Below are 16,355 nucleotides of genomic sequence, written 5' to 3'. Positions count from 1 at the left end.
GAAACCGGTCGAAGCTGACGCGGCCACGGGACCACACCCGCTCCCGCGCCACACTATTCCGCCCCACGCACCCTCAACCGCCGTCCACCCCGCGACCGAGACCGCCATGCGTCGCCCCACACTCGCCGACATTTCCCCCGCCCACATCCGCCACGGCATCAAGACCGGCATCGCCGCCGTGCTCGCCCTGGTGCTGGCCAATGTGCTGCACATCGAATACGGCTACTGGGCCGTCATTTCCGCCGTCATCGCCATGCAGATGAACGTGGCCGAGGCCATCGAGATGTGCCTGTACCGGTTCATCGGCACGGTCATGGGCGCCGTGATGGGTGTCGGCGCCATCATGGTCTTTCCGGACACGCCTGTCTGGAACGGCGTTTCGGTGTTCGTCACCACCGGGCTGTGCGCCTTTCTCACCCGGTGGGACCCGCGCTACCGCATGGCCGCCATCACCGTGAGCATCGTCATTCTGGCCAGCGCGGGCCATGCGGAACGCATCGACGTGGGACTGTTCCGGGTGCTGGAGATCGCCGTGGGCGTGGGCTGCGCCTTCGTGGTCACGGTCACCCTGTGGCCGGTGCGCGCGGCGGTGGGCCTGCGCCGCGACCTGGCCGCGCAGGCGGAAAACTGCGCCGACCACCTGACCACCCTTGTGGACAACTTCCTGGCCCGCCAGACCCACGCGCCCGCCAACCTGCTGGACCATCTGGCCCGCGCCATCTCGCGCAACCGCGAACGCCTTTCCAAGGTGCGCCGCCACGAATCGCTGATCTACTTTTACGACAACCAGCCGCTGGACACCCTGTCGACGACGGTGGAGCGCACCACCGACCATTTGCGCACCATGCTGCGCAGCCTGAACGCCTGCACGCCAGACGGCCATGACATCATCATGGCGCCGGAAATGCGCGACCTGGCGGAAACCGTGGCCCGCACGTTGCGGCACATGGCCGCCATGACCACGGGCGTTACCGGTGCGCAACGTGCTGGCGCCCTGACGCGATGGCTGGCGGCCCTGGGATGGCGGTCCGAAGGCGGGCAGGAAGCCGCCCCGCAGACGCCTGCGTCGCCCGCCGCCCCGCTGGATGCGGCCCTGGCCCGCGCGGACGAACGCCTGCTTGCCCTGCGCGAGGCCGGAGCCACCAAACGCTTCGACCTGGCCATGCTGACCCAGTTCTATGCCTTCTACTACGCCCTGCGCCAATTGGCCGAAGACATGAAGGGGCTGGCCGCACGCATGGCCGGGAACGAGGCTGTGGCCTCCGACCCGGACAACGGCCCCCCCATGCCGTAGCCCGCGACACACCCTTTCGCACTGCCCCCATCACGGAGGCCCCATGCCCGCGCCCACCGCAGATTCCGCCGCGCTGTCCACCCTGTTCGAGATCATCGGCTACGCGGCGGGCCTGCTGACCTCGCTGGCCTACCTGCCGCAGGTGGTGCGCATTGCCCGCACCCGTTCCGCCGACGACATCTCGCTGCCCACCTTCCGGCTGCTGGCCGTGGGGGTTGCGCTGTGGCTGGTCTACGGCATCGGCATCGGGTCGTGGCCGGTCATGGCCGCCAACGCCGTGGGCCTGGCGCTGATCCTGGCCGTGATCTGGCTGAAGCTGCGCTATTCCCGCCAGATGTAGGCGGCGCACGGCACGGGACAAGACCGGGAGCAGCAACAGCGAAGGCCACCGCCGCCCCGCTGGCCGCGCGGCACCTTTCGTTTCGCGCGGTCACCTGCCCGCAGCCGCGTCCACCTGCCGACGCCCTGCTTGCGCCACGACACGCGCCACGCGCGTCCAGCCCTGCTGGCCCGCACCTTCCCCCTGCACCCCGCCATACGCCAGCGGACACCATGCGTCGCTGCGCGCTCCCCAGCATGCGGCACGCCCGCCCGTACCAGTGGACGGCATGCCATTTCCGGGTATACTCGCGGTGTTGAAGCCTTCCGGCCGACTTCCCTCACCCCATCCGGAGACCGGACATGTACACCGCCTTCACCGAACTTTCCCCCGTCATGCAGGCCTTTCTCGCCGGGTTGTTCACCTGGGGGGTCACCGCGCTGGGCGCGGCCCTGGTATTTCTGACCAAAAGCTTTTCGCGCAAGGCGCTGGACGTCATGCTGGGCTTTGCCGCCGGGGTGATGATAGCCGCCAGCTTCTGGTCGCTGCTGGCCCCGGCGCTGGAAATGTCCGAGCATCTGGGCCGCTGGTCGTTCGTGCCCGCCGCCGTGGGCTTCGTGCTGGGGGCGCTGTTCCTGCGGCTGGTGGACATGGTGCTGCCCCACCTGCACCTGCACAACCCCATCGAACACGCCGAAGGGCTGCCCAGTACGTGGCAGCGCTCCACCCTGCTGGTGACGGCCATCACCCTGCACAACATTCCGGAAGGTCTGGCCGTTGGCGTGGCCTTCGGCGCAGTGGCGGCGGACCTGCCCTCGGCATCGCTGGCCGGGGCCATGGCGCTGGCGCTGGGTATCGGCATCCAGAACTTTCCAGAGGGCACGGCGGTGTCCGTGCCGCTGCGGCGCGAAGGCTTTTCGCGCATGAAGGCGTTCCTGTTCGGGCAGGCCTCGGGCATGGTCGAACCCATCGCCGCCGTCATCGGCGCGGCGGCGGTGCTGTGGGCACAGCCCCTGCTGCCCTACGCGCTGGCCTTTGCCGCCGGGGCCATGATCTTCGTGGTGGTGGAGGAAGTTATCCCCGAATCGCAGGGCTCCGGCTACGGCGACCTGGCCACCATGGGGGTCATTGCCGGGTTCACCCTGATGATGACCCTGGACGTTGCCCTGGGGTAGCTCCTGCGGGACGGCAAGAACGATCCCGCCGCATCCTGCGGGGCACACCACCGCCGCCCTGCCGCCGCAGCCCTTCTGCATTCGCCTTGTATTCCAGTATCATGCGCGTGCTCCGGAAAATACCTTGACGGTCAAACTATCTTGGACATAAAGAAGTTTGACCGTCAAACATTTTGGAGGCACACCCCGTGATCGGACGCTTCGCCTGCCCCGGTTCCTACCGCGAATTGATTTCTTCCCGAGAAACCCTGCTCTGCCTGCTGGGCGGCGTGCTGGCCGCCGTCTCATGGGTCGCATCGCTTTCCGGCGCGCCCGCGTGGCTGGCCGCCGCCCTGGCCCTGACCGGGGCCGCCATCAACGGCCTGCCCATCGTCAAGGGCGCGGTGGAAGGCCTGGTGGAAAAGCAGGTCAACGTTGACGAACTGGTGTCCATCGCCCTCATCGCCTCGGTGGCGCAGGGTGAATACCTGTCCGCCGCCATCGTGGCCTGCATCATGAAGGCCGGTTCGCTGGTGGAAGGCTTCCTGAGCGATGCGGCCCGGCGGTCCATCAAGGCACTGGCCGCCGTCACGCCGGACACCGCCACCATCATCGAGCCGGGTGGCCGCGAGCGCACCGTGCCCGCCGCAGAAGTGCGCGTGGGCCAGCAGTTGCGCGTGCGCCCCGGCGAACGCATTCCCGTTGACGCGGTGGTCCTGTCCGGCATCACCGCCGTGGACGAATCCTCCATCACCGGCGAACCGCTGCCCCGCTCGTGCACCACGGGCGACAAGGTGCTGGCGGGCACCATGAACTACAACGGCGTCATCGTGGTCGAGGCGCAGCGCGTGGGCGAAGACACCACCATCGGCAGGGTGGTGCGCCTGGTGGAAGAGGCGGAGGCCCACAATCCCAGGGCGGCCCGCCTGGTGGACAAGTACGCCCAGTGGTTCACCCCGGTGGTGCTGGCCTGCGCCGCCGCGGCATGGGCCGTTTCCGGCGAATCGTCGCGCGCGGTGGCCGTGCTCATCGCCGGGTGCCCCTGCGCCCTGCTGATGGCCGCCCCCACCGCCGCCGTGGCCGCTGTGGGCCGCGCCGCCCGCGCGGGCATCATCGTGCGGGGCGGGCAGGCACTGGAAAAGGTGGCCGCCGCCACCCTGGTACTGTTCGACAAGACCGGCACCCTCACCTACGGACGACCCGAACTGGACGAAGTGCTGCCCGTGCCCGGCATGACCGAAGAACGGCTGCTGGCCCTGGCCGCCGGGGCGGAAGGCGGCGGCACCCACCCCATCGCGCGGGCCATCGTGGCCGGGGCCCAGGCGCGGTCCGTCGCACCCGCCGCTGCCGAAGGCGCCTTTACCGAAGTTGGCGTGGGCGTGCGGGCCACCGTGGACGGCCACGCCGTGGAGGTCTGCGGCGTTACCGCCGAGGTGGAGGCGGAACTTTCCCAACGCGCGCCCGGCCTGGCGCAGCCGCTGGCAGCCCTGCGCTCGCGCGGGGCCACCGCCCTGCTGGTGCGCGTGGACGCGGCCCCCGCCGGGTTGCTGGCCGTCACCGATACCCTGCGGTCCGGCGCGCGCGCCTCGGTCAGCGGGTTGCGCGCCGCCGGTCTTGCCCACGCGGGCATGCTGTCCGGCGACCATGAAACCGCCGCCGCGCGCATTGCGGCAGAGGCCGGCATAGACTACTGGCGCGCCGGGCTGAAGCCCGCCGACAAGCTGGCGTCCATCCGCACCCAGCAGCAGTCCGGGGCCACGGTGATCTTCGTGGGCGACGGCATCAACGACGCCCCCGCCCTGGCCGGGGCCGACGTGGGCGTGGCCATGGGCGGCGCGGGCACCGACGTGGCGCTGGAAACCGCCGACGTGGCCCTTACCCACGACGACATCGGCCGCCTGCCCTTTCTGGTGCGGCTTTCGCGCCGGGCCATCTCGCTCATCAAGATCAACATCGGCCTCGGCGTGCTGTTCAACGCGCTGTCCATCCTGGGCAGCGGCTACGGCCTGCTCTCGCCGGTGATGGCCTCCGTGTTCCACAACGTGGGGTCGGTGATCGTGGTCATTTCGTCCGCCAGCCTGGCCTTCTTCGACGACGGCGAACCGGGCCAGCCCGCCTGCCCCGCGCCCGCCGTCCCCGCCGCCGGGGGCAAGGCGGTGTAGCCGCCTTGTGTAAAGGCGCGTAGCCGCCTTGTGTAAAGGCGCGTAGCCGCCTTGTGCAAGGCCGCGTAGCCGCCTTGTGTAAAGTCGCGCAGGGGACGTGCGTGAACACGTGTAACCGTCCCCCGCAATTCACAGCAACACCACGGGCCGGAAGGAGCATGCCTTCCGGCCCGTTTTCGCGCAGCAACAGCCGGACCCCTTGCACCAGCGACTGATGCTTCCGTGCACCAGCCGCTCACGCGGTCCGGCGCCCTTGATTTCCCGCCCGGATTCTGCAATGCCTATCCGGTTCGCGCGCACGCCGCGCGGACGCACCACGGGCCGTGCGCGCACCGGCGCACCAGCCGCAACAGACCGGAGGAACCACATGAAGCGTCTTATCCAGATCGCCCTCGGCCTTGCCCTGGTGGCCGCGCTGTGCGCCCCCGCCATGGCCAAGAAGCTCGTCGTCGCGCACGACACCAACTTCAAGCCCTTCGAGTTCAAGGGCGAAGACGGCAAGTACACCGGCTTCGACATCGAACTGTGGCAGGCCGTGGCCAAGACCGTGGGCGTGGAGTACGAACTGCAGCCCATGGACTTCAACGGCATCATCCCCGGCCTGCAAACCGGCAACATCGACGTGGGCATCGCTGGCATCACCATCAAGGCCGAGCGCCAGCAGGTCATCGACTTTTCCGACCCGTACTACGATTCCGGCCTGATGATCCTGGTGCGCGAAGGCGACACCGCCATCAAGTCGGTGGAAGACCTGAAGGGCAAGATCGTGGCCACCAAGACCGCCACCTCGTCCGTGGACTTCGTGAAGGCCAGCGCCAGCGCCAAGGAAGTGAAGCTGTTCCCCAACAACGACGGCATGTTCTTTGAACTGATGAGCGGCGGCGCCGACGCCGTGGTGTTCGACATGCCCGTGGTGAAGGAATTCGCCATGACCGCCGGCAAGGGCAAGGTGAAGACCGTTGGCCCCCTGTACCAGGGCCAGTCGTACGGCATCGGCTTCCCCAAGGGCAGCCCGCTGGTGGCCAAGGTGAACGAGGCCCTTAAGAAGGCCAAGGCCGACGGCACCTACGAAAAGCTGTACATCAAGTGGTTCGGCTACGCCCCCGGCAAGTAGCCCTGCCCCATTGCCGATGACGGTCACGGCGGCGGACATTCCGTCCCCCGCGGCCGCCTGAACGGACACGACGGGGATGGCCGCAGGGCCATCCCCTTGCCCGTTCCCGCACCCCGCGAGAATCACCCAAAGGCATTCCATGGCACTGGACTTCAAAGCAAGCGTCATGTGGGAAAGCGTGCCCCTGCTGCTCGGCGGGGTGCACCTGACCATCATCATCACCCTGGGCGGGCTGGCCATCGGCTTTCTGCTGGGCACCGCCACCGGGCTCGCCAAGACCGCGCGCGGCAAACTGCCCCGCGTCCTGGCCGACATCTACGTGGAGGCCATACGCGGCACCCCGCTCATCGTGCAGGTGATGTTCCTGTATTTCGGCGTGCCACTGGCCACGGGCATGCGCATTCCGCCGGTGACGGCGGGCATCATCGCCATTGCGGTCAATTCCGGGGCGTACATCGCCGAAATCGTGCGCGGCGCCGTGGAATCCATCGACGTGGGCCAGACCGAGGCGGGCCGCTCCATCGGGCTTACCCGCATGCAGACCCTGCTGTACGTGGTGTGGCCGCAGGCCTTTCGCCGCATGATCCCGCCGCTGGGCAACCAGTTCATCATCTCGCTGAAGGACACCTCGCTGCTGGTGGTCATCGGGGTGGGAGAACTGACCCGGCAGGGGCAGGAGATCATCGCCGTGAACTTCCGCGCCTTCGAGGTGTGGCTGACCGTGGCCGTGATGTACCTGGTGATGACACTGAGCATCGCGCGGGCGCTGCGCGTCTACGAACGCAAGCTCAACGCCCGCTCCGGCAGATAGGGGGATGACACGATGAAGACCTGCGAATCCCCCATGATCGAGATCCGCAACCTGCACAAGCGGTTCGGCCAGAACGAGGTGCTGCGCGGCATAGACCTTACCGTCTGTCCCGGCGAGGTGGTGGTGATCATCGGGCCGTCCGGCTCGGGCAAGTCCACGGCGCTGCGCTGCATCAACAGGCTGGAGGAAATCACCTCCGGCACGGTCGTCGTGGACGGGCACGACCTGTACGACCCCGCCACCGACATCAACTACGTGCGCACCGAAGCGGGCATGGTGTTCCAGCAGTTCAACCTGTTCCCGCACATGAGCGTGCTGCACAACGTGACCCTGGGCCCCATCCGCGTGCGCCGCACCCCCCGCGCCGAGGCCGACCGGCTGGGCCTGGCCCTGCTGGAAAAGGTGGGCCTGGCCGACAAGGCCACCGCCTACCCGGACCAGCTTTCCGGCGGGCAGAAGCAGCGGGTGGCCATTGCCCGTTCGCTGGCCATGCAGCCCAAGGTGCTGCTGTTCGACGAACCCACCAGCGCCCTGGACCCCGAATTGGTGGGCGAAGTGCTGGAAGTCATGCGCGCCCTTGCGCTGGAAGGCATGACCATGGTCATCGTCACCCACGAAATGGGCTTTGCGCGAGAGGTGGCCGACCGCGTCATCTTCATCGACCAGGGCCGGATACAGGAAGAAGGTCCGCCGGACGAATTCTTCAGCGCGCCGAAAAACCCGCGCCTGCGCGAATTCCTGGGCCGCGTGCGCCACGCGTAGGCTGGCCTGACACAGGACGGACCTGACGCGGGACGGGCCTGACACAGGACCGGCCTGACACAGGACCGGCCTGACACAGGACCGGCCTGACGCGGGACCGGCCTGACGCGGGACGGGCGTGCGGCCAGCACCGCGCGGCGTGCCGACCTGATGTTTCCAGAGGGGGGAGCCGGAACATATCCGGTTCCCCTTGCTCGTTAAAGGGGCAAGCCTGCGCACGCCCCCGTGCAGTTCCGCGCCTTGCCAGCCGCGCCGTGCGTGCGGTACATCCCCGCCCATGCCCGCCCGCGACACTTCCCCCCATTCCGCCTGCGCTACCGCCGCCCCCGGCCTGACAAACGCCCAGCCGGACGCCCAACCGAACCAGACCCCGCCCGACGCCGCCCCCGTCTCCGACGCCCGCCCCACTCGCACGGCCCGCCGCACCCGCGCCGCCGCCACCGCCGACACCGGCCAGCCCCGCGAACTGCCCACCGCCGCCTTTGCGGAAGCCTTTGCCTCGGCCCTGCTGGGCTGGTTTGCCGTGCACAAGCGCCCGCTGCCGTGGCGGTTCGGCTACGAGCCGTATTCGGTGTGGATTTCCGAGGTGATGCTGCAACAGACGCAGATGGACCGGGGGGTGGACTACTTTCTGCGCTGGATGACCCGGTTCCCCGACGTGGCCAGCGTGGCCGCCGCCAGCGAGGACGAGTTGCTGAAGGCGTGGGAGGGGCTGGGCTACTATTCGCGGGTGCGCAACCTGCACAAGGCGGCCAAGGCCCTGGTGGGGCGGCACGGCGGCGAACTGCCCGACGACCCGGAGGCCATCCGCGCCCTGCCGGGCATCGGCCCGTACACGGCGGGGGCCATCGCGGGCATTGCCTTCAACCGCGACGTGACCTGCATCGACGCCAACGTGGAGCGGGTGTTCTCGCGGGTGTTCGACATCGACACCCCCGTGCGCGCCCAGCCCGCCGCCGCACGCATCCGGGCGCTGGCCACGGCGCTGCTGCCCGCTGGCCGCGCCCGCGACTTCAACCAGGCGCTCATGGAACTGGGCGCGCTGGTCTGCCGCAAGAAACCGCAATGCGCTTCATGCCCGCTGTCCGGCCTGTGCGAAAGCCTGCGCCTGGGCATTCCGCACGAGCGGCCCGTGCCGGGGCGCAAGCAGCCCATCGTTCCGCTGGACGTGGCCACCGGCGTGCTGGTGCATGGCAACCGCATCTTCATCCAGAAGCGGCCCGACGAGGGCGTGTGGGCGGGGTTCTGGGAATTTCCCGGCGGTCACGTGGAAAAGGACGAGGCCCCGGACGCGACCATCGTGCGCGAATACGCCGAGGAAACCGCCTTCCGCATTGCGGTGCGCGACAAGCTGGCGGTGATCCGCCACGGGTATACCACCTACCGGGTCGCCCTGCACTGCTACCTGTGCGAACTGGACGGGGACATGGCCGGGGAACCGCCGGTGCCGCCGGTGCTGGACGCGGCCACCGAATACCGCTGGGTGGAATTCGCGGACTTGCCGCGCTTCACCTTTCCCGCCGGGCACCGCAAGCTCATCGACCAGCTGACCACGGACCTGCGCTTCGCGCCGTACCGGTAGCGCTCCGCCGGGTCGCCCTGCCCTTCAGCGGGCCGACTCACGGCCTCCGCATCGGGCCGCACTCACGAGATTCCGAGGGGCGATAGCTACGGAGCCACCGGAGGCATCCCCAAAAACGCCCCTGCATGCCCGCCTACGGACGCCGGAACACCACGAAGTGCTCCGTCTCGTCCACCGCGCGCCACTCCCGCCGCACCCGCGCGGGCACGGAATAACGGGTGCGCTCGTACCCGTCCGGGGCCACGGTGTCCATCTGGTCGCGCTCCATGAACACCACCACGTCGCGGGCCACCAGCAGGCCGTACACCTCGTCCACCCGCCCGTTGATCTCGCCGTCCTGCAACCATTCGGCGGGCAGGGCGGGCCGGTCGCCGGTCAGCAGGTACGCCAGCGGAAAGCCGGGCAGCGTCTTGTAGTTGGCGCCGTACCGCGCGCGCAGGTCGCGCAGGTCGCGCAGGGTGCCCAGCAGGACGGTGTCCACCTTCACCCCGGACAGGCGCGGAAACACCGTGCCCGCGTCGTACACCAGTTGCGCGCGCGAAAGGGGCCGCTGCGGAAACACGTACGGGTACTGGTACCCGGCCCGGAACATGACCAGCCCGCAGGCCAGGGCCACCCACGCCAGCGTGGCCGCCCTGCCCCCCAGGCGCGCGTGCACCAGCATGGCCGCAAGCCACAGCGGCGCGGCGAAGAAGGCCGGGGTCTTGTAGCCCCAGCTGATGCCCGTGGACCACGCCAGCAGCAGCCCCGCGCCCAGCAGCACGGCGGCCCGGCCCGCCGGGGATACGGCGGCGGATGCGCCCCTCAGGGGATACGGCGCGGGGGACGGCGCGGCTGAAGCAGCCCCGTCGGAGGAGGCAACGGCGTCAGGGGACGCAACAACGGCAGGGGGCGCGCCCGGCACCGCCCTTTCGCCCCCCGCCCCGGCGTCAGGCGTCCCGGCGTCAGGCGTCGCAACGCCCCGCGTCCCGGCACCCACGGCAAAGCGCCCCAACAGGTCATCGCGAAACACCACGCACACCGCGCCCACGGTCACCAGAAACAGCGGCCAGTCCGCCCCGTAGCCGATCCAGGCGCGGGTGGTCGCCACCGTGTACAGGTAGTCCGCCGCCAGCAGCAGCACGTACAGCAGCAGCGGCTGCATGCCGCCGCGCGGCCTGCCATCCAGCACGGCCCACGCGCCCCACAGCAGCAGGGCCAGCGCGGGCAGGCGCAGTTCCTGCGTCAGGTACAGCACGATGCCCGCCTGCAACGCCTCGTCCAGCCCGGTCTGGCCTCCCACTCCGGCGGTCATGGCCCGAAAGGCGTCCCATGCCCCGGCTGCGTGCAGCAGCCCGGCGAATATCACGAAGGATGCCGCCGCGCCCGACACCGCCATGGCGGTGTCGCGCCAGTGCAGGCCGCGCAAACGCACCCGCAGTGGAACGACGGCGGCGGCGTGCGGGGTATCGTGCGGGGCCGCACCATCCCGCCAGCACTCCCCACGCCCGGCCACCAGCGCGGCCACGGCCACGCCCAGCGGCACCAGCGCGTACGACTGCTTGGTCAGCGCGCTTGCCGCCGCCAGCACCCCGGCCAGCAGCGAGTGCCCGGCCACCACGGCGTACAGCGCCCCGGCTCCGAACAGCACCCCTTCCACCGTGTGCCACGGCATGGGCGGAAAGGCATGCACCGACCACACGAAACCCAGCGTGGCCAGCAGCGGCAGGGGCACGCCCAGGCGGCGCAGGTTCACGGCTCGGGCCAGGTACAGCGCCCCCAGCCAGGACGCGGCCAGCATCTCGGCGTAGAACCCGGCCTTGCCCGCCAGCACAGAAACCCGTTCCGGCGTCAGCCACAGCCAGAAGGCGTGCCAGTACAGTGAAAGCGGCGGTTTGACGTAGAAGAAGTCGCGGTAGGGCACCTCGCCCAGCAGGACGCGCCAGGCATGCCCGTAGAAGAAGCCGAAGTCGGTGGTGTCCATGCCGTGGGGCGCGTAGGCCACCACGTACAGCACGGGCACGGCCACGGCGAGCAGGCTGGCCAGCCGGGCGGGGGTGGCGACGCCGCGCGTGCGCGACGAGCCGCGTTCCGTACCGCAGATGTCCGGCAAGTGCCGCCCGGTATCTTCGGCGTGCCCGGCAGGTTCACCAGGTTCGTCGGCGCTCCCGCGAGGCGCGCCGTCCCTGCCCCGCCGCCGGAAGCTGTACAGCTTGTGCCCCGCGAAATTGACCACGAACCCGGCCACTATGCCCGCCGCGTGGCAGCCGCCCTCCAGCGCCCGGCCCATGACCGGGGCAAGCAGCGTGCCCACGTCGCGCGGCAGCACGGCGCGCCAGATGGCCGCATCGTGCAGGGTCGCACCCATGCCGCCAGCCGCCCCGCCCGTATCCGCAGGCACGGGCCAGCCCGGCAGCAACACCACCAGCGACTCCACCACCCGCAACGCGGCCACGGACACCACCCACACCACGGCCATGCCCACATGGGCCACCAGGACAAAACGCAGACACATGGCCGCATCGGGCCGCCGCACCCCGAAGGCCCGGCGGTACGACAGCAGGAACACGATGACCATGCCGGTATAGGTGGCCAGCAGCACGCCCGCCTCGAAGCCCAGCAGTTCCGACCACGCGAAGCGCGACACGAAATTGGCCAGCGTGCCGATGACGGATGCCTGAAGGTACAGGACGGCCTGACGGGTGGTGGCGGACGGCATGGGGCAAGGGCTGGCGGACAGTGGCGCGGACGCGCTCCCGGGGAGGAAACCGGCCGGATTGGCGGGTCTGGCCGAACCGTTCAGGCCAGCCGGAACGTCCGGGCCGGTTCCGCCGGTTGCTACGGGCGGCGGGTCGGGGGAATGGCGATCCATGCGAATACGGGGCATCAGGCGCGATGCCGGTCGTTGCCGTCGCCAGGAACGGTCGGATGCCCCGTCGCCTGACCGGGCGCATGCCCCGTCGCCTGACCGGGCGCATGCCCCGTTGAAATGCCCGGCGAATGCACGGACGGGGACTCCGGCCCCGCATGCCCGGCCAGCCTTGCGCCGCAACAGGGGCAATATCCCGCCGCGCCCGTCGGGGGGCAAACGGCGTTGCCCGGCAAGTTGCCCGGCAAGTTGTCCGGCCCATGAAAGCCAACCCGCCGCCGCACCACATACTGCGGGCGGCGCTTGACCTCTTCGTACACCCGGCCCAGATACTCGCCGATGATCCCCAGCGAGACCATGACCAGCCCGCCCAGGGTCAGCAGGGTGACCATGAACGAGGCATAACCGGGCACCTGCGCGCCGAACAGCAGGGTTCGCCCGGCGATGACCGCCGCGTAGACGAACCCGGCCAGAGCCACCAGCATGCCCAGGTAGCTCCACATCCGCAGGGGCAGCGTGCTGAACCCGGTAAGGCCGTCGATGGCGAAATTCCACAGCTTCCACGGCTTCCACTTGCCCGTGCCCGCCGAGCGCGGGGCACGGTCGAAGTGCACGGCCACCTGCCGGAAGCCCACCCAGGTGTACAGCCCCTTGGTGAAGCGCACCCGCTCGGGCAGCGCGTTCAGGGCATCTACCGCCGGACGCGAAAGCAGCCGGTAGTCGCCCGCGTCGGGCACGATGGGGCTGCCGCTCACCCGGTTGAACAGCCGGTAGAACAGCCGCGCGCTGACCCGCTTGCCCACGGTGTCGCTGCTGCGGGCGCGGCGCACGCCCACCACCACCTCGGCCCCCTGCTCCCAGGCGCGCAAGAAGTTGGGCAACACCTCCGGCGGATCTTGCAGATCCACGTCCATGGGCACCACGGCATCGCCGCGCGCGGCCTGCAACCCCGCCGCCAGGGCCAGTTCCTTGCCGAAGTTGCGCGAAAGGTCCACCAGCTTCACGCGGGGGTCACGGGCGTGTTCGGCCAGCAGCACCTCCACGGTGCGGTCGCTGCTGCCGTCGTTCACGAACACGAATTCGAAGTCGTATGGCTCGCGGTCCACGATGGGCCGCACCGTGGACAGAAAGAGGGGGACGGCGTCCTCCTCGTTCAGCACGGGCACCACCAGCGACACCACGCGGCGCGGCGCACCGGCGTCGGGCAGGCGGCCAGGCGCGGCACCAGCGGCACCGGAAGACTGCGGGGCCAGCGTTTCATGCGTTGAATGCGGCATCATGGCGGGGTCATAGCCCATCGCACCGATTCCGGCAATGCAACGAAAATGTAGCACGGTCACGTCGCGCTACGCCAACTCCACGCGAACCCGCGTCCCTTCCGGCATGTCCGCGCGCAGGGTGTGCACCACCAGTTCCGGCATGCCGGGCCGGAGGTCAGCCCCCCCGCGCGCCGGATACAGGGTCAGCCGGGTGACCTGCCCGGTGAACACGGCCCGCGCGACCACGGCGGGGCCGTCCGGGTCGGGGATGGCGGCCAGCCCTTCGGGCCGCAGGGCCAGCGGCGCGCAATCGTCGCCGCCGCCGCACAGGCAGCCGCCCGGCAGGGGCAGGCCGAAGGCCGTGCACGCCGGGCCGTCCAGCACGTTGACCGGCCCCATGAAGCGCGCCACGTCGAGCGACACGGGCCGGGCGTACAGTTCCGCCGGGGTGCCGAACTGGGCCAGCCGCCCGTGCAGCATGACCCCGATGCGGTCAGACACGGCGAACGCCTCTTCCAGGTCGTGGGTGACGCTGAGGGTGGTCACCCCGTAGCGGCGCACCGTGTCGCGCACGTAGGCGGCCATCTCCAGACGCAGGGTGCGGTCCAGGTTGGCGAAGGGCTCGTCCAGCAGCAGCAGGGCCGGATTGCACACCAGCGCGCGCGCCAGGGCCACGCGCTGGCGCTGCCCGGCGGAAAGGTGGGCCGGATAGCGGTGGGCCAGGTCGCCGATGGCGAAGTCGGCCAGCATGTCCCCGGCCCGCTGGATGCGCTGGCGGCGGCCCATGCCGCGCGCCCGCAGGCCGAAGGCCACGTTGTCGCGCACGGTCAGGTGCGGGAACAGCATGTAATCCTGAAAGACCAGGATCACCGCGTCGTCGTGCCCGTCCGGCGGGGTGACGGTGAACCCGCCCGCGTCGGAGGGATGCAGCCCGGCCAGCACCCGCAGCAGGGTGGTCTTGCCCACTCCGGAAGGCCCCACCAGGCAGGCCATTTCGCCCTGCGCCAGATGGAAGGACACCCCGCTGAACACCGGGGGGGCCGATGCGGAGTGCCCGTTGTGCCCGGCCTGTGACGAAAGAGAAGGCTGGTCATGCCGGTCAGGCCGGTCAGGCAGATCGGGCAGATCGGGCAGATCGGGCAGATCAGGCAGATCGGGCCGGGCCTGCGGCAGCGGAGCGCGCGGCCCGCGCCGCCCGGCGACGAACCCCACGGCCCGCCCCACGGCGGCTGCCACCAGCCCCGCGCCGCCGGGCGCGGCATCGCCTTCTCCGTACGAGGCGCACAGCCCCTCTACCGCAAGAACCATGCGATGTTCCCCAGATAGCGTTCGATGGTCCGAAAGGTGTCGGCATGGGCCAGCGCGCGCCCGCCGCCCGCGTATTCATGCCAGGCCATCAGGCACCACGACAGGCCGCGCAACAGCACGGCGCGCACCATGACGTCGGCCTTTGCCGCGCATTCCTCCGCGTCCGGCACGGGCTGCCCCGCATGGCGCAAGGCCGCCCGGTAATGGTCCAGAAAGGCCGCGCGCGTGGCCGCGTCAAAGGTGAAGTCGGTCTTCCACAGGGTGGTGGTGGGCGCCAGAAAGTGGCCCAGGTCCTGGTAGCGGGTGGTGACCACCGCCTTTTCCCAGTCCACCAGCCATGCGCCGCAGGGCGCGGGAAAGGCGGCGGCATCGCCTTCGGGCACGAGAAAGTTGCCGGAATTGACCTCGGTATTGGCGATGACCGGGGCCTCGTCCGCGAACAGGTGGCGGGTATCCCCGGCCAGCCGGGCCACCCGGTCGCGGTAGTCCAGCAGCGCTTGGCGTGCGGTGGCCATGCGCGGGGCCAGCGGATGGTCGGCGTGGCGGGCCAGCAGGGCCGAGCTTTCCGCCACGATGGCCGCCAAGGGGTCCGGCTGCGCGGCCAGCACGCCGCGCGGCAGCACGTGCGGCACCGGGCCGGGCGGGGGCAGTTCCACCGCCGGGGGCACGGGGGCCGCGTGCACGGCGGCGAACACCCGCGCGGCGTGGCGGGCATCGGCGCGGTAGTCCAGCGGACGGCCCGGCAGCCACTGCATCAGCAGGGCGCCGCCGGTCGGGGTAGGGGTGTCTGGCCCCGACGCTGGTGATGACGGAAATTCTGCCGGGGATGATGGAACGTCAGCCGGATCGCCGTCGGGCAGCTTCGCCGCCGGGGCCAACGCCAGCGGACGCGGGGTGGCGGCGCACCCGGCCAGGGCATGCAGCACCCGGTACTCGTAGGAAATCTGGTCGGCCAACCCCAGCTGGCTGCCCGCCGCGCCGCCCCGGTTGCCGCGCAGCACCACCGGCCCCGCCGGGGAGCGCACCAGCCAGTTTTCATGGTATTCACCGGCGGCCAGAAAGGAGACGTCCTCCGCCGATACCGGTGCGGTTCCGGGTGCGGATGCGGCCCCGGCCCCCTTCCCGGCCACGGGCACGCCCAGCGCGGCGGCCCAGGCCTGGGGGGTGGCCGCGTCCGCCTCGCCGGGGACGGCCTGCGGGAAGCCCGGCGTGGAGCCGAACGTGGCGCAGGACGCGGGATCGGGCATGGCGCCGGACAGAGCACCTGACAGGGCGCCCGCCCCGTCGCCCTCCCTTTGCAGGATCATGCGCCCGAGAAATTCCGCAACCATGGCCGCCGTGTGCACATCCGCCTCCCGTGTCGATGCCCAGCCATAGCAGGAAGCCGCCGCCCGCTCAACGCGGCAGCCCCTGCCACGCCTGCGCCCCCGTCATCGCGCGCCATCTCCGGCATGGCCCGGCACCGGCCGATGCCCCCTCGTCCGCCGCCCTCGTCCGTCCCCTCATGCGTCCCCTCATGCGTCAAGGGGTTGGAAAGCGCGGGCAAATGGGGTAGGGCTGGAATCTCGTCCGGGTTCCATGCGGACGAAGCTCCGGCAACCCATGGCGCCGCCGCACGGCGGCGCTTGAACCGTGTCGGCTGGTCGGCGTGCGCCGGTCCGCCCCACGGCGGTTACCTGCGGCGTTTCGCCCGGCGTCGCCGCGTCTTGTGCCGCGCATGGCGCGGGCCGGACGCGCCGCGA

Annotated in this window: 12 protein-coding genes; 8 read left to right on the top strand and 4 right to left on the bottom strand. The window is 70.3% G+C overall.

Features of this window, described 5'->3' with window-relative positions; all coding sequences use genetic code 11:
* Positions 1 to 106 precede the first annotated feature (106 nt).
* The 8 genes from K6142_RS07685 to mutY all read left to right on the top strand — a co-directional run bounded on the left by K6142_RS07685 (position 107) and on the right by mutY (position 9,198).
* Positions 107 to 1,294: an FUSC family protein gene (locus K6142_RS07685; protein ID WP_190243527.1), complete on the top strand. Its 1,188-nt coding sequence runs from the start codon at positions 107 to 109 to the stop codon at positions 1,292 to 1,294.
* A gap of 43 nt (positions 1,295 to 1,337) precedes the next feature.
* Complete coding sequence (locus K6142_RS07680; protein ID WP_190243528.1) at positions 1,338 to 1,634, top strand: SemiSWEET family sugar transporter; 297 nt, start codon at positions 1,338 to 1,340, stop codon at positions 1,632 to 1,634.
* 341 nt (positions 1,635 to 1,975) lie between these two features.
* On the top strand, positions 1,976 to 2,788 hold the full coding sequence (locus tag K6142_RS07675; protein ID WP_012613034.1) for a ZIP family metal transporter: 813 nt from the start codon (positions 1,976 to 1,978) through the stop codon (positions 2,786 to 2,788).
* A gap of 188 nt (positions 2,789 to 2,976) precedes the next feature.
* Positions 2,977 to 4,929, top strand: coding sequence for a heavy metal translocating P-type ATPase (locus K6142_RS07670; RefSeq protein ID WP_223380798.1), 1,953 nt, complete (start codon positions 2,977 to 2,979; stop codon positions 4,927 to 4,929).
* A gap of 367 nt (positions 4,930 to 5,296) precedes the next feature.
* A complete protein-coding gene (gene glnH / locus K6142_RS07665; protein ID WP_190245903.1) occupies positions 5,297 to 6,043 on the top strand; it encodes a glutamine ABC transporter substrate-binding protein GlnH in 747 nt (248 codons plus the stop codon).
* A 139-nt stretch (positions 6,044 to 6,182) separates the two neighbouring features.
* Positions 6,183 to 6,854 carry an amino acid ABC transporter permease gene (locus K6142_RS07660; RefSeq protein ID WP_190245904.1) on the top strand — a complete coding sequence of 224 codons (672 nt, stop codon included), beginning with the start codon at positions 6,183 to 6,185 and terminating at the stop codon, positions 6,852 to 6,854.
* A gap of 33 nt (positions 6,855 to 6,887) precedes the next feature.
* Complete coding sequence (locus K6142_RS07655) at positions 6,888 to 7,616, top strand: amino acid ABC transporter ATP-binding protein (protein ID WP_190245907.1); 729 nt, start codon at positions 6,888 to 6,890, stop codon at positions 7,614 to 7,616.
* Between the two features lie 277 nt (positions 7,617 to 7,893).
* Positions 7,894 to 9,198 (top strand): A/G-specific adenine glycosylase, encoded by a 1,305-nt coding sequence (gene mutY / locus K6142_RS07650; RefSeq protein ID WP_190245905.1) that lies wholly within the window; start codon positions 7,894 to 7,896, stop codon positions 9,196 to 9,198.
* A gap of 133 nt (positions 9,199 to 9,331) precedes the next feature.
* Here the strand turns inward: mutY and K6142_RS07645 are convergent, their stop codons facing one another.
* From K6142_RS07645 to K6142_RS07630, 4 genes are all read right to left on the bottom strand, one after another.
* Positions 9,332 to 11,896: a hypothetical protein gene (locus K6142_RS07645; protein WP_223290466.1), complete on the bottom strand. Its 2,565-nt coding sequence runs from the start codon at positions 11,894 to 11,896 to the stop codon at positions 9,332 to 9,334.
* A 167-nt stretch (positions 11,897 to 12,063) separates the two neighbouring features.
* On the bottom strand, positions 12,064 to 13,326 hold the full coding sequence (locus tag K6142_RS07640; RefSeq protein WP_223290467.1) for a glycosyltransferase family 2 protein: 1,263 nt from the start codon (positions 13,324 to 13,326) through the stop codon (positions 12,064 to 12,066).
* Between the two features lie 66 nt (positions 13,327 to 13,392).
* Positions 13,393 to 14,613 carry an ABC transporter ATP-binding protein gene (locus K6142_RS07635; RefSeq protein ID WP_223380797.1) on the bottom strand — a complete coding sequence of 407 codons (1,221 nt, stop codon included), beginning with the start codon at positions 14,611 to 14,613 and terminating at the stop codon, positions 13,393 to 13,395.
* Positions 14,598 to 15,959, bottom strand: a complete 1,362-nt coding sequence (locus tag K6142_RS07630; RefSeq protein ID WP_223380796.1) for a phosphotransferase family protein — start codon at positions 15,957 to 15,959, stop codon at positions 14,598 to 14,600. Before K6142_RS07630 ends, K6142_RS07635 begins: the two co-directional genes overlap by 16 nt.
* Between the last annotated feature and the right edge of the window lie 396 nt (positions 15,960 to 16,355).

It is taken from the genome of Nitratidesulfovibrio sp. SRB-5 (assembly GCF_019931275.1).
In the GTDB taxonomy this organism is placed as follows: Bacteria; Desulfobacterota; Desulfovibrionia; order Desulfovibrionales; family Desulfovibrionaceae; genus Cupidesulfovibrio.
This window is presented reverse-complemented; position numbering and strand designations above follow the sequence as displayed.